We start from the raw sequence: 13,509 nt of genomic DNA, 5'->3' as shown, positions 1-13,509 counted from the left end.
GAAGTAATCTTTTTAAATGAATCTTTGCAATTAAATTTAAGTTAGACAGATTGCTTCGCGCCTCGCATTAACCCTTCAATTAAAATTTGAAACGTATAATAGCCTACATAAAATCCCATAAAATTAAATCAGCAATTATTACATTGATTATAATTGCTTATTATTTCAGTTTACCAAGACAACTTTTTAAAGAACCAACAGCGACTGTCATCACAAGTTCCAACAACGAACTTTTAGGAGCGCAAATTGCCACTGATGGCCAATGGCGATTTCCGCAAAATGATTCTATTCCCGATAAATTCAAAACCTGTATCATTCATTTTGAAGACGAATATTTTTATAAACATCCGGGGTTTAACCCTATTTCTATTTTTAAAGCCTTACGCGATAACTTAAAATCGAGCAGCGTAAAACGGGGTGGAAGCACTATTACGCAACAAGTAATTCGTTTATCAAGAAAAGGACAAAAACGGACTTATTTTGAAAAAATCATTGAAATTATTCTTGCCACCAGATTAGAGTTTAGGGCATCAAAAAATCAAATTTTGGCTTATTATAGTAGCAATGCGCCTTTTGGGGGTAATGTTGTTGGTATTGATGCTGCCGCATGGCGTTATTTCAATAGAAATGCCAACGATTTATCTTGGGCCGAAAGTGCTACTCTTGCGGTTTTACCAAACGCTCCTAGTTTAATTTATCCCGGAAAAAACCAAGAACGCTTAATTCAAAAAAGAAATGCGCTGCTTAAAAAACTTCTAGAAAATCAGGTAATAGATTCATTAACTTACCATTTATCTATTGCAGAAGGTTTGCCACAAAAGCCATACGCATTGCCCCAAATAGCACCTCATTTGCTTCAAAAGGTATCTCAAGAACATGCCGGCAAACGTATTCAAACCAGTATCGATTTGCGTTTGCAAGAACGTATTAACTACATTGTACAAACCCATTACAATCAATTAAGCCAGAATGGAATTTACAACGCCGCGGTTTTAGTTTTAAACGTTAAAACCAGAAAAGTAATGGCTTATATTGGTAATACGCCAACCGATAAAACACATGAAAAAGACGTAGATGTTATAGATAAGCCACGCAGTACTGGAAGCATTTTAAAACCCTTTCTTTACACAACCATGTTGGATGCTGGAGACATTCTCCCAAATACCTTGGTTGCTGATGTTCCTACCCAATTTGGAAGCTACAACCCAGAAAACTATAACAAAACCTACGATGGTGCTGTAACTGCTAGTCGTGCATTATCGCGCTCTTTGAATGTGCCTGCCGTAAGAATGCTTCAGGAATTTGGTTTAGATCGTTTTCATCATTATTTAAAAGTACTAAAGCTTAAAGATTTAAAATATAACGCCAATCATTATGGGTTATCGCTCATTTTAGGTGGCGCCGAAAGTAATCTGTGGGATTTATGTAAAAGTTATGCGGCCTTATCTTCAACCTTAAATCATTTTTCCGATACGTCTAGCGAATATTACAGCAACGAATTTTGTGAACCTACTTTTTTAGCGTCAGAGAAGATTGACTTCGGAAAGAAAACATCCAACAAAACACTTTTTGACGCTGCTTCAATCTATTTAACTTATGAAAGTTTAAAAGAAGTAAACCGTCCTGAAGGTGACGAAAGTTGGGAGTTTTTTGATAGCTCCAAACAAATAGCATGGAAAACAGGTACAAGTTTTGGATTTCGCGATGCTTGGGCTATTGGCAGCACTAAGGATTACGTAGTGGGCGTTTGGGTTGGAAATGCCGATGGCGAAGGCAGACCGGGTTTAGTTGGTGTACAAGTTGCAGCTCCAATACTATTCGATGTATTCGACCTTTTACCAAAAAGCAATTGGTTTTCAAAACCTTTTGATGAGATGCAAGAAGTTTCAATCTGCAAAAAAAGTGGTTACAGAGCCTCTCAATACTGCGATGATGTTGAAGAAAAATTTATTCAATTAAGCGGTTTAAAAACGAAGTCTTGTCCGTATCATATCCTGGTGCATGTAGATGCTTCTGAAACCTATCAAGTAAATTCATCCTGCGAAGACCTAAGTAATATTTTAAACAAATCGTGGTTTGTGTTGCCCCCATTAATGGCTTATTATTATAAAACTAAAAACCCTTTTTACAAACCATTGCCAAAATTTAGAAGCGACTGTTTGGGCGATAATGCCGTAACCATGGAATTTATTTATCCTGAAGACCAAAGCACCATTTTTTTACCAAAGGATTTTGATGAAAAAACCAACGATTTAATCTTAAAAATAGCGCATTCTAAACCAGATATAACTTTGTTTTGGTATTTAAATGAAATGTTTTTAGGAACTACCAAAGACATTCATGAATTGGCTATTATACCGAAAGAAGGTAAACACATTATTACCGTGGTGGACGAATTTGGAAATGAAGCAAAAAGACGTATTAGTATCACAAAATAATGTGTAACTTTATGAAAACCATACTGTTGAAATATGCCTGCATTTCCTAAACCCAATTTTGTTTATAATTTTGATGTTAACCAAGAAATTCAAAATTTAATAAACCACAAAACCAAACGGAATATTCCTGAAAAATCGGATGACAAATTACTAATCGCAACATGGAACATTGCTAATTTAGGTTTACAAAAAAGATGGAACGAACATTACAAAATGCTTGCTGAAATTATTAGCTGGTTCGATGTTATTGCCATACAAGAAGCCAACGATAATCTTGAAGGGTTAAATAATATAGAATTAGAATTGCCAAACCATTACGATTTAGTTTTTTCTGATGCTGGTGGTAATAACGAACGGTCGGTTTTCATTTTCAATAATAAAAAAGTTGACAGACTTCAATTGGTTGCCGAAATATCCATTCCACCTAAAGATTATAGGCATATTAAATTGAAAGACGTCAAATCAAAATTTTCAGGTTTTGATAGAAACCCCTATTTATGTTCATTTCAATGGAAAAACCATAAGCTTATTTTTATAACAGTGCATTCCTTTTTTGGGAGTGAAAAAAAAGTAGATGTTGAAAGACGGTCGTTAGAAGCCTATGCTATATCGCGCTATGCCGATTTACGTAAAAATTCTAAATATGCCTTTTCAAAAAACATTATTACCATGGGCGATTTTAATATTCCTAAAGTTGAAAAAGGCGACCAAACTTATGATGCGTTAATGAATCGCGGATTAAAACTCCCAGATCATTCAACACAAATATATTCCAATATCAACAACGATAAACAATACGACCAAATAGCTTTTTTACCTTCCTTAAAATCGAAAATTAAAGCAAATGGCGTATTTGATTTCGATTCGGCCATATTCCCGGATTTATGGCAAACAAACGTTTCAAACTTTAAAAAATATTTGAAATATTATATCTCCGATCATAGAACCATGTGGATTCAATTAGAGTTATAAAACTATTTTCTAACATAGGTTTTAAGCATACAATGATCGCTTTTAAAGGTGTTTATTTTTTGCGTTTTAAGCACTTTTAAATCTTTAGAAACCCAAATGTGGTCTAGCGACAGTAAAGGCAAATTCCAAAACCAGGTTTCTCTAAATCCATTGCCTTTTTCGTTAAAAGCATGATTAAAAGTGCTTTTAATTTTGTTTAAATTTTTCGATTCAAAAGGTACATTAAAATCGCCTAAAACAATCGTGTTTTTGTTTTCCTTAATCAAATCATTTACAAAATTCAACTCCCAATTACGGGGCACATCGGTGCTACCTGTAACATCTACCACGTAAAAATTAATGCCATAGCTTTTAAAATTTATAACGGTTGAATTATATTTAGAAGTTACTTCATTTTCAATTTCAATTGGATTTTTAGAAAATATATAAATACCTACGTTCGATTTGTAAAAGTAATATTCTGGATATTTTGATTGAAATTCTTTGATGTTATTAGGTTTAGATTCCACCAAAACCATAACATCTGGAATCGATTTATGTAAATTAAAAGCTTCTGTAAAACCATTATCCCGAGAAGCATTCCAAAAAACAACCTCAATATCTGAATTATCTATAGTTTCGGGTATGTGAATTTTAAAACTTCGTCCTAACCAAACCAAGGATAAAACCCCTGCTAACATTAAATGATATCTTCTTTTTTTAACAAAAACGGACAAACAAAGGATTATTCCTATAATTACAGGCAAAGGAAACATGTAAAATCGTAAGGCATCGATATAACTGCGTTCCTTTAAAACAAAGTGCACAGATAACAACGCACCTATTATTAAAAGGTTTGCAATCCAATAAAGAATTTTAATTAACCGCCACATTATCGTAGAGAAAACCCTTTTGCTGCCCACCAAGGATGTACCTCAATAACTAAACGTCCTGCTTTAACCATGGGGTCGGCATTGGCTAAACTATCAGCCATTTTTTGTGTGGGTACATTGTAAATGGTAATGCCGCGAATGTCTCCGTTATCTCCAAAAGGACCCGAAATATCGGCATATCCTAAATCGTACATCTTGCCTAAATGCGCCAGATGCTTCTTTTGTAATTGTGCAGCTTCCTCTTCGCTTTGTGAGCGCATCGGACCTTTCTTTAAAAAGACAATGAAATATTGCTGCATTAAAATCGTGTCTTTTGTCTTTTCATCAACGTAGTCAAATAATTGAAAGCCATTAGCCTTTAACGATTCTTTTAATTTTTTTGTTGATTGAATATCTGATTGCTTTCCTGATTTAACGACCGCTATTTTATCGGCGGATTCCTTTAAATCTTGCTCAGTAGAATCACCTACAACTTCCTGAGGTGTTTCAACCACCGGATTTGACTCTTCTTTTACTACTTTTCTACACGCAAAAATGCTTATAATAACGAGACTAAATAATATTACTTTTTTCATTTTTCTATTTTATTTTTCAGTGTCAACCCAAGAATTATACGGATGCTTACTTATTTGTGAATTGTAATATTTTACATCTCCTGTAACTTCTTTCCCCAACCAACTTGGTTTTTCAAAAATTTCGCTTTCATTTTCGAGTTCAATTTCTGCAATAACCAAACCTTCATTATCACCGAAAAACTCATCGACTTCGAATAGATGATTTCCGACTTTAATTTCATATCGCATTTTGTCCATAACTCCAGGTTTACATAATTTTAATAGCGCTTCGGCTTCTTCTTTAGAGATTTCCTTTTCCCATTCAAATCGGGAAAGTCCATCGCTAGTTGAAAGCCCTTTAACGGTTATAAATCCTTTATCACCTTTTAATCTTACACGTACTGTGCGTTCTTTATGGGTGTTTAAAAACCCTTGAATTATTCGTGTGTTTTTAAATGCTTCTTCTTTAAATGCATTTGATAAAACTAAAAATTTACGTTCTATTTCAATCATTAATTATCTTATAAAAGTGGCCATACTAAAATAGCATTTAATGCCTAAATTTACAGTATGTTTAGCGATTTACCAATTCGAAAAATTATTCATATCGATATGGATGCTTTTTATGCGTCTGTTGAACAATTGGACAATCCAGACCTAAAAGGAAAACCCGTTGCGGTTGGTGGAAGCGAAAAGCGTGGTGTAATAAGTGCTGCCAGCTACGAAGCCAGAAAATTTGGTGTTAAAAGCGCTATGGCGGGCAATTTGGCTATTAAATTATGCCCCGAACTTATTTTTGTAAAACCGCGATTTGAAAGGTATGCCGAAATATCTAAGAAAATACGCAAAATATTTTATGACTATACCCATTTAGTGGAACCTCTCTCGCTAGATGAGGCCTATTTAGACGTTACAACAAACAAAAGAGGAAACCCAAGTGCTTCTTTAATAGCAAAAGAAATTCGTAAGCGAATTTATGATGAGATTGGCTTAACTGCTTCGGCGGGTATTTCTATTAATAAATTTATTGCTAAAGTAGCGAGCGATTACAATAAACCAAACGGCCAAAAAACAGTAAATCCTGAAGAAGTCATCACTTTTTTAGAACAACTGGACATTCGGAAATTTTATGGTGTTGGCAAAGTAACGGCGGAGAAAATGTATCAACTAGGTATATTTACCGGCAAGGATTTAAAATTAAAATCTATAGATTATTTAGAAGAACACTTCGGAAAATCTGGGAGTTATTATTATTATGTGGTACGCGGCATTCATAATAGTGAAGTGAAACCGAATCGCATTCGAAAAAGTCTAGCTGCCGAGCGTACTTTTAGCGAAAATTTATCGAGTGAAGTGTTTATGCTTGAAAGACTAACGCATATTGCCGAAGAAGTATCAAGAAGATTATTAAAAAGTAACGTCTCTGGAAAAACGGTCACTTTAAAAATAAAATACAGCGATTTTACATTACAAACTAGGAGCAAAACGCTGCCCTATTTTATCAACGACTCGCATTTAATTTTAGAAACTGCAAAAGACCTTTTATATCAAGAAACACTGAGTAATTCGGTGCGCTTATTGGGTATTTCGATGTCTAATTTAAATACCGAAACTAAAAAACCCGTAGAACAAAAAAGTGTGAGTGTACAATTAAAATTTGAGTTTTAACTTCGCCTGCACATACAAGATTATCTTGATTATTGGCACAAAAAAACCTGCTTATAGGCAGGCTTAAATTAAAAAACGTTACCCACTTTATTTAAAATGGGTAACGTTACAATATATTTTTACTTATTATTTTTTGGTGATTTCGCTAACGCGTAATGTATTTACCATTCCTTTTTCTTGAATTGGCATCGCAGCTAAACTAATTACCATGTCGCCTTCTTCTAAGTAACCTTTTTCATAAGCAATCGCATTTACATCTTCAATGGTATCATCGGTACTTACATACTTATCGTAGTAAAATGCACGAACTCCCCAAAGTAAACTTAAACGGGTTAAGATACGTTTGTTTGATGTGAAAACTAAGATGTGACATAATGGCCTCCAAGCCGAAATTTGAAATGCTGTATAACCACTATTTGTTAATGTTGAAATAGCTTTAGCGCTGATTTCGTTGGCCATATTAGCCGCATGATAACAAATAGATTTTGTGATATAACGGTTAGTACGAATATGAGGTGGTAATTGAGGTACTTTAATTAATGCAGAATTTTCTACGCTAATTAAAATGTTACTCATTTGTTTGATAACCTGAACAGGATATTCACCTACAGATGTTTCACCCGAAAGCATCACGGCATCCGCTCCATCCATTACTGAATTTGCAACGTCATTTACCTCAGCTCTTGTTGGTGTTAAACTCGTAATCATAGTCTCCATCATTTGGGTTGCTATAATTACAGGTATTCTAGCCTTTTTGGCTCTAAGTACTAACTGTTTTTGAATAAGTGGTACTTCTTCAGCAGGAACTTCTACACCTAAATCGCCACGAGCAACCATAATACCATCGCAATGTGCTACGATTTTATCAATATTTGTAACGGCCTCTGGTTTTTCGATTTTAGCTATAATTGGAATTTTATGCTCGCTATGTTTTTCGATTAAATCGCGTAATTGCATTAAATCTTCTGCATGACGCACAAACGATAAAGCAATCCAATCTACATCCTGACTGATAGCAAAAATAGCATCTTCAATATCTTTTTCTGTTAAAGCTGGTTGCGATATGTTTGTATTTGGAAGATTAACACCTTTTTTAGATTTTAATGGTCCACCTTGAATAACTTTGGCAACTACTTCATCTTGTCTGTTTGTAGAAACAACTTCAAAAATAAGTTTTCCGTCATCAAGAAGGATTCTTTCACCTTGATTGGCATCTTGCGGAAACCTTTCATAAGTCATGTAAACACGTTCTTTTGTTCCAACAAAGCGTTCGCCTGTAGCGAAAATAATCTCATCGCCTGGTTCAACAAATACATCGTCTTCCATAACTCCTACACGAAGTTTTGGTCCTTGTAAATCTGCTAAAATTGCTGCGGTAAAGCCAAACTCATCGTTTAACTCGCGTATCATTTTAATTCGTTCGGCTACATCATTATAATCGGCATGAGAGAAATTGATTCTAAAAACGTTAGCTCCTTCTTCCAGCATTCCCTTTAAAACTTCTTTTGTGCTTGTTGCGGGTCCTAATGTGGCAACTATTTTGGTCTTTTTTCTTATTGGCATTAGCTAAAAATTAAATTGTCTTTGGATTTTAATTGGTTGATATCAATACTAAAAGCTGTTGCAACCAGTGGTATTTTGATAATATTATTTAAAATTTGTTTTTCTTTATTTAAATTGAAGGTGTTATTTATTTTTAAAAAATAATTCACAGCCTTTTGTTCTGGTATTAAATAGGTTGTTTTAATAATGCTTTGTTGAGTATCGAACAAAGATGATTGGTTACCCGATTGATATACCTCTGTTTTAAATACGTTAGAGACCAAACTCCAGGTTTCAAGTTGTTTTGTATCTTCCCAATCAAAAATTGAAAAAGCACATTTACGTTCATTAAAATCTAAATCTAATGATTTTCTCGAAAGACTTATCCCTAAATGTTTGTTTAGCAAATAGGCTAAACGATAATCTTCAATAGTACAATGAATTCCAATTAGAGTACATTCTACTTCTTCAAAAACATCATCTAGAATAAGTTTGTGAACAGTCATAACTTACATAAAACGCCGCAAATATACTACTTAAAAACTTTCCATTATAAAAGTTTAACGATTCTTAATGGGTTAAGCTACTAAAACGTTATAGTTATAGCCTTTATTTTACGAATTTCTTAAATCATTTTAGAAATCTGGCTCTGAAACACAAAAAACGCGCGTTTAGACGCTTTTTCTTCTGCCTTTTTCTTTGAAGTTGCTCTGGCTTTGGCTATGACTTTATCGTCTACTGAAAGCTTTACAGAAAAATGTTTAACCTCATCGTTACCAGTGTCTTCGTAAACATTGTAACTAAAGGTTCTTTTTTCTTTTTGACACCATTCAATAAGCAAACTTTTGTAGCTTATTACTTTTCCTTCTAAAGTTTCAATATCTACATACGGAATAATGACTCTTTTGAAAATAAATTTTTCGCAGTATTTATAGCCTTTATCTAAAAATATGGCGCCAACCAAAGCTTCAAATAAATTACCGTGAATATTATCTCCAAACTGACCAGGAGGTATCTTGCTTTCAACTAAACTTATTAAGTTTAACTCTCTGCCAAGTTCGTTTAAATGTTCTCTGCTTACAATTTTAGAGCGCATTTTGGTTAAGTAACCTTCATCGCCCGCAGGAACTTCAAGATATAAATGAGATGCAATAACAGCGCTTAACATGGCATCTCCCAGAAACTCTAATCGTTCATAATTAATAGCATTTCCTTTGCTATCTTTTATGTTCATGGAACGATGTGTAAAGGCTTTTTTGTAGAATTTAATGTCTTTAGGTTTAAATTCTAAAATTTTAATTAATGCCATAAAAAAATTCCCGTTGCGTTTAAAACGGGAATTCAATATGTTACGAATGTATTTCATTCGGGATTCAGTCTAATTTCTTGAATAATACACAAGCGTTATGTCCGCCAAATCCAAATGTATTACTCATTCCTACTTTAATGTCGCGTTTTTGAGCTTTGTTTAAAGTTAAATTTAACTCAGGATCAATGTTTTCATCTACTGTAGTGTGGTTTATTGTAGGCGGCACAACACCATGTTGCATCGCCAAAATAACCGAAATTGCTTCAATAGCGCCTGCTGCACCCAATAAGTGCCCAGTCATTGATTTGGTTGAATTAATATTTATATTTTTAGCATGACTGCCAAATACTTCTGAAATTGCTTTTAATTCTGCAACGTCTCCTAACGGTGTAGATGTTCCATGAGTATTGATATGGTCTACATCTTCTGGTTTTAGGCCAGCGTTTTCTAAACAATTTTTCATTACGGCAATAACACCAATTCCATCGGGATGTGGTGCTGTCATGTGGTACGCATCAGATGATAATCCGCCACCTATAAACTCAGCATAAATTTTTGCGCCTCTTGCTTTTGCATACTCGTATTCTTCTAAAACAAGTGCACCAGCACCTTCTCCAAGTACGAAACCATCTCTTGTGCCATCAAATGGACGCGATGCTGTTTCTGGACTTTCGTTTCTAGTTGATAAGGCGTGCATAGCATTAAATCCACCCATTCCAGCAATAGTAACTGCTGCTTCGCTACCTCCGGTAACAACCACATCGCAATGCCCTAAACGTATAGAGTTTAAAGCATCAAACATAGCGTTTGCAGAAGAAGCACATGCAGAAACTGTTGTGTAATTAGGCCCCATAAATCCATACTTAATGGAAATATTTCCTGGAGCAATATCTGCGATCATTTTTGGAATAAAAAACGGATTGAATCTTGGTGTTCCGTCGCCTTTAGCGTAATTTAATACTTCGTCTTGAAAGGTTTCTAATCCACCAATACCTGCTCCCCAGATAACTCCAACTCGCATTTTGTTCATAGAATCAATATCCAATTTAGCATCTGCAATGGCTTCATCGGCTGCCACCATAGCATATTGCGTAAATTTATCCATTCTACTTGCTAGCTTTCTGTCAATAAAGTCGGTAGCATTAAAGTTCTTCAATTCGCAAGCGAATTTTGTTTTAAACTTTTCGGTATCGTAATATGTTATAGGCGCAGCACCGCTTTTTCCACTTATTAAACCTTCCCAATATTCATCTTTGGTATTGCCAATAGGTGTTAAAGCCCCTATACCCGTGACTACAACTCGCTTTAATTCCATAAATTGTTTTTGCTTATTTTGCTGCTTCTATATAAGAGATAGCTTGACCAACTGTTGCTATATTCTCAGCTTGATCGTCTGGAATTTGAATATCGAACTCTTTTTCGAATTCCATTATTAATTCTACAGTGTCTAAAGAGTCTGCTCCTAAATCGTTCGTGAAGCTTGCTTCAGTTACAACTTCGTTTTCATCAACTCCTAATTTGTCTACGATAATCGCTTTTACTCTTGATGCAATGTCTGACATAATCTTTTAATTTTAAGTTTTAATTAAGTGGCAAAAATAAAAAACTTTATTTTTAAAACACATCTTTAATTCAAAAATGTGATTGTAATTTAGTAAAATAGTTTTAAGTATTTTATTTTAAGCACTAATTTGTTATTATTTATTCTTTTTTTTGTCTGAATAAAAGTAACATTATTGTTTTGTATTTTGAAGTAATTATGAAAAATTTTACAAATCATGCCTTTAGTCCAATTTACAATAAACATTTAAAACTCATTTAATGAAGCGAATTGTAATTTTTGCGTCCGGAAGTGGAACGAATGCTGAAAATTTAATCAAATATTTTCGAAACAGCGATAATGCATCTGTTATTCAGGTGCTTACCAACAATCCTCATGCCAAAGTTCTAGATCGATGCAAAACACTTCAAGTTAGTGCGTTATCTTTTAATACTATAGCTCTTACAAAAACCAACGATGTTCTTAATATTTTAAAAGCTTCAAACCCCGATTTAATTGTTTTAGCTGGCTTTTTATGGAAGTTTCCTGAATTTATCCTTGACGAATTTCCAAACAAGGTAATTAACGTTCATCCGGCGCTTTTGCCTAAATATGGTGGCAAAGGCATGTATGGTATGCATGTTCATGAGGCTGTTGTGGCAAACAAAGAGACCGAAACAGGTATTACCATACATTATGTGAATGAGCATTATGATGAAGGCGCTATTATATTTCAAGCAAAATGTGAGGTAGCTCCCACTGATATCGCAGCAGATGTTGCGGCAAAAATTCATGACTTGGAAATGGAACATTTCCCGAAGGTTGTAGAAGAATTGTTAAAATAGAAGTTAGAAATTTAAATAGATGAGATCCGGAAACAAGTTCAGGATGACATAAAATGTCTAAAAAGAAAAAGAAATATTATACCGTTTGGAAAGGACATCATACTGGTGTTTTCGAAACTTGGAACGATTGTAAAGCGCAAATTACCAATTTTGAAGGTGCAAAATATAAATCGTTTGACAGTTTTGATGCTGCTAAAGAAGCATCAAAAGGCAACTATTTTGATTATATTGGAAAAAAGACAAGTTTTAAAAGTGAATTATCTGCAGAGCAATTAAAAAAAATTGGCCAGCCAAATTACAATTCCATTTCAGTGGATGCTGCTTCCAGCGGCAACCCCGGAATCATGGAATACCGTGGTGTTGATACTAAAACCAAAAAACAACTGTTTATTCAAGGTCCGTTTGCAGAAGGCACTAATAATATAGGCGAGTTTTTAGCCATTGTGCATGGGTTGGCGCTGCTTAAAAAACACAATAGCGATAAAATTATTTACACCGATTCTAAAACCGCCATTAGTTGGGTAAAAAAGAAAACCTGTAATACTAAATTAAACCGTAACGCAAAAAACGAAAAACTGTTCGAATTGGTAGACCGCGCTATCAATTGGTTGAAAACCAATACCTACAATACTACTATTGTAAAATGGGAAACTAAAGCATGGGGAGAAATTCCTGCTGATTTTGGAAGAAAATAACTGTTTTTTTTAATGCTTTTTAAAAAGATAGTATTCACAAAAATATTCTTGCCTTAGTATTTAAAAGGCTTATATTTGCACCAAAATATCACACTACTTTTATGAGTAAATTAGTAATTGTTGGCACCGTAGCATTCGATGCTATTGAAACGCCTTTCGGGAAAACCGATAAAATTCTTGGTGGTGCTGCAACTTTTATTGGATTGGCTGCTTCGCATTTTAATGTTGATGCTGCGGCGGTTTCGGTTGTTGGCGGCGATTTTCCTCAACAATATTTAGACCTTTTGTCTCAAAAAAATATAGATATTTCTGGAATCGAAATTGTAAAAGAAGGCAAAACATTCTTTTGGAGTGGTCGTTATAACAACGATATGAATTCTAGAGACACCTTAGTAACAGAATTAAATACGCTTGCCGATTTTAACCCTGTTGTACCCGAAAATTATCGCGATGCCGAGGTAGTTATGTTAGGAAACTTGCATCCTATCGTCCAATCTAGTGTGTTAGATCAAATGTCAAGCAAACCAAAATTAGTGGTCTTAGACACCATGAATTTTTGGATGGATAGCGCTCTTGATGATTTACATAACGTTATGAAACGTGTAGATGTAATTACAATAAACGATGAGGAAGCAAGACAATTAACTGGTGAATATTCGTTAGTTGTGGCAGCTAAAAAAATACATACTATGGGACCTAAATATGTGGTCATAAAAAAAGGAGAGCATGGTGCGTTATTATTTCACAATAACAACGTGTTTTATGCTCCTGCCTTACCATTAGAGGAAGTTTTTGACCCAACCGGTGCTGGCGATACCTTTGCTGGTGGATTTGCAGGCTATCTTGCAAGCACAAACGACATCTCTTTTGAAAATATGAAAAACGCCGTTATTTACGGGTCTACATTAGCATCATTTTGTGTTGAAAAATTTGGAACAGAACGCATGGAAAAATTAGAACATGACGAGGTTCAAAAGCGTTTATTACAATTTAAGAAATTAACACAATTTGAAATAAAATTAACACAAACCAGCGCGCTCTAAAAAAGAGCGCGTTTTTAATTTAAATAGTAAT

The 13,509-nt window shown here is 34.4% G+C and carries 14 protein-coding genes; 6 read left to right on the top strand and 8 right to left on the bottom strand.

Translation table 11 applies throughout. The features are described from left to right. Positions 1-86: 86 nt before the first annotated feature. Together pbpC and ACFQ0I_RS04010 are read left to right on the top strand one after the other, a co-directional pair. Positions 87-2,438 (top strand): penicillin-binding protein 1C, encoded by a 2,352-nt coding sequence (gene pbpC, locus ACFQ0I_RS04015; RefSeq protein ID WP_379939569.1) that lies wholly within the window; start codon positions 87-89, stop codon positions 2,436-2,438. Positions 2,439-2,471: 33 nt separating this feature from the next. Then, the gene (locus ACFQ0I_RS04010) at positions 2,472-3,410 is read left to right on the top strand and encodes an endonuclease/exonuclease/phosphatase family protein (RefSeq protein ID WP_379939567.1); all 939 of its coding nucleotides are present in this window, start codon (positions 2,472-2,474) and stop codon (positions 3,408-3,410) included. 2 nt (positions 3,411-3,412) lie between these two features. Here ACFQ0I_RS04010 and ACFQ0I_RS04005 read toward each other — a convergent pair whose 3' ends face one another. From ACFQ0I_RS04005 to ACFQ0I_RS03995, 3 genes are read right to left on the bottom strand one after another with little or no spacing between them, the layout of a single operon-like run. Further along, positions 3,413-4,282, bottom strand: a complete 870-nt coding sequence (locus ACFQ0I_RS04005; RefSeq protein ID WP_379939565.1) for an endonuclease/exonuclease/phosphatase family protein — start codon at positions 4,280-4,282, stop codon at positions 3,413-3,415. Then, positions 4,282-4,857 carry a YciI family protein gene (locus tag ACFQ0I_RS04000; RefSeq protein ID WP_379939563.1) on the bottom strand — a complete coding sequence of 192 codons (576 nt, stop codon included), beginning with the start codon at positions 4,855-4,857 and terminating at the stop codon, positions 4,282-4,284. The genes ACFQ0I_RS04005 and ACFQ0I_RS04000 overlap by 1 nt, the downstream gene beginning before the upstream one ends. A gap of 9 nt (positions 4,858-4,866) precedes the next feature. Further along, the gene (locus tag ACFQ0I_RS03995; RefSeq protein WP_379939561.1) at positions 4,867-5,349 is read right to left on the bottom strand and encodes a CYTH domain-containing protein; all 483 of its coding nucleotides are present in this window, start codon (positions 5,347-5,349) and stop codon (positions 4,867-4,869) included. Between the two features lie 57 nt (positions 5,350-5,406). On the opposite strand from ACFQ0I_RS03995, the gene dinB reads away from it, so the two are divergent. After that, positions 5,407-6,504, top strand: coding sequence for a DNA polymerase IV (dinB, locus tag ACFQ0I_RS03990; protein ID WP_379939559.1), 1,098 nt, complete (start codon positions 5,407-5,409; stop codon positions 6,502-6,504). A gap of 126 nt (positions 6,505-6,630) precedes the next feature. Here dinB and pyk read toward each other — a convergent pair whose 3' ends face one another. The 5 genes from pyk to ACFQ0I_RS03965 all read right to left on the bottom strand — a co-directional run bounded on the left by pyk (position 6,631) and on the right by ACFQ0I_RS03965 (position 10,917). Continuing rightward, complete coding sequence (gene pyk / locus ACFQ0I_RS03985; RefSeq protein ID WP_379939557.1) at positions 6,631-8,067, bottom strand: pyruvate kinase; 1,437 nt, start codon at positions 8,065-8,067, stop codon at positions 6,631-6,633. Next, positions 8,067-8,552: an IPExxxVDY family protein gene (locus ACFQ0I_RS03980; RefSeq protein WP_379939555.1), complete on the bottom strand. Its 486-nt coding sequence runs from the start codon at positions 8,550-8,552 to the stop codon at positions 8,067-8,069. The genes pyk and ACFQ0I_RS03980 overlap by 1 nt, the downstream gene beginning before the upstream one ends. 119 nt (positions 8,553-8,671) lie before the next feature. Further along, positions 8,672-9,412, bottom strand: a complete 741-nt coding sequence (gene rnc / locus ACFQ0I_RS03975; protein WP_379939553.1) for a ribonuclease III — start codon at positions 9,410-9,412, stop codon at positions 8,672-8,674. A gap of 7 nt (positions 9,413-9,419) precedes the next feature. Next, positions 9,420-10,670 carry a beta-ketoacyl-ACP synthase II gene (gene fabF / locus ACFQ0I_RS03970; RefSeq protein ID WP_379939551.1) on the bottom strand — a complete coding sequence of 417 codons (1,251 nt, stop codon included), beginning with the start codon at positions 10,668-10,670 and terminating at the stop codon, positions 9,420-9,422. 13 nt (positions 10,671-10,683) lie between these two features. Next, positions 10,684-10,917, bottom strand: a complete 234-nt coding sequence (locus ACFQ0I_RS03965) for an acyl carrier protein (RefSeq protein WP_007647141.1) — start codon at positions 10,915-10,917, stop codon at positions 10,684-10,686. 259 nt (positions 10,918-11,176) lie between these two features. Here ACFQ0I_RS03965 and purN point away from each other — a divergent pair, with 259 nt between their 5' ends. From purN to ACFQ0I_RS03950, 3 genes are all read left to right on the top strand, one after another. Beyond that, complete coding sequence (gene purN, locus ACFQ0I_RS03960; RefSeq protein WP_379939549.1) at positions 11,177-11,740, top strand: phosphoribosylglycinamide formyltransferase; 564 nt, start codon at positions 11,177-11,179, stop codon at positions 11,738-11,740. A 53-nt stretch (positions 11,741-11,793) separates the two neighbouring features. Next, positions 11,794-12,435, top strand: coding sequence for a ribonuclease H1 domain-containing protein (locus ACFQ0I_RS03955; RefSeq protein WP_379939547.1), 642 nt, complete (start codon positions 11,794-11,796; stop codon positions 12,433-12,435). A gap of 101 nt (positions 12,436-12,536) precedes the next feature. Beyond that, on the top strand, positions 12,537-13,478 hold the full coding sequence (locus ACFQ0I_RS03950) for a PfkB family carbohydrate kinase (RefSeq protein ID WP_379939546.1): 942 nt from the start codon (positions 12,537-12,539) through the stop codon (positions 13,476-13,478). The last annotated feature ends 31 nt before the right edge of the window (positions 13,479-13,509 follow it).

The organism is Mariniflexile aquimaris, assembly GCF_042676825.1.
In the GTDB taxonomy this organism is placed as follows: domain Bacteria; phylum Bacteroidota; class Bacteroidia; order Flavobacteriales; family Flavobacteriaceae; genus Mariniflexile; species Mariniflexile aquimaris.
This window is presented reverse-complemented; position numbering and strand designations above follow the sequence as displayed.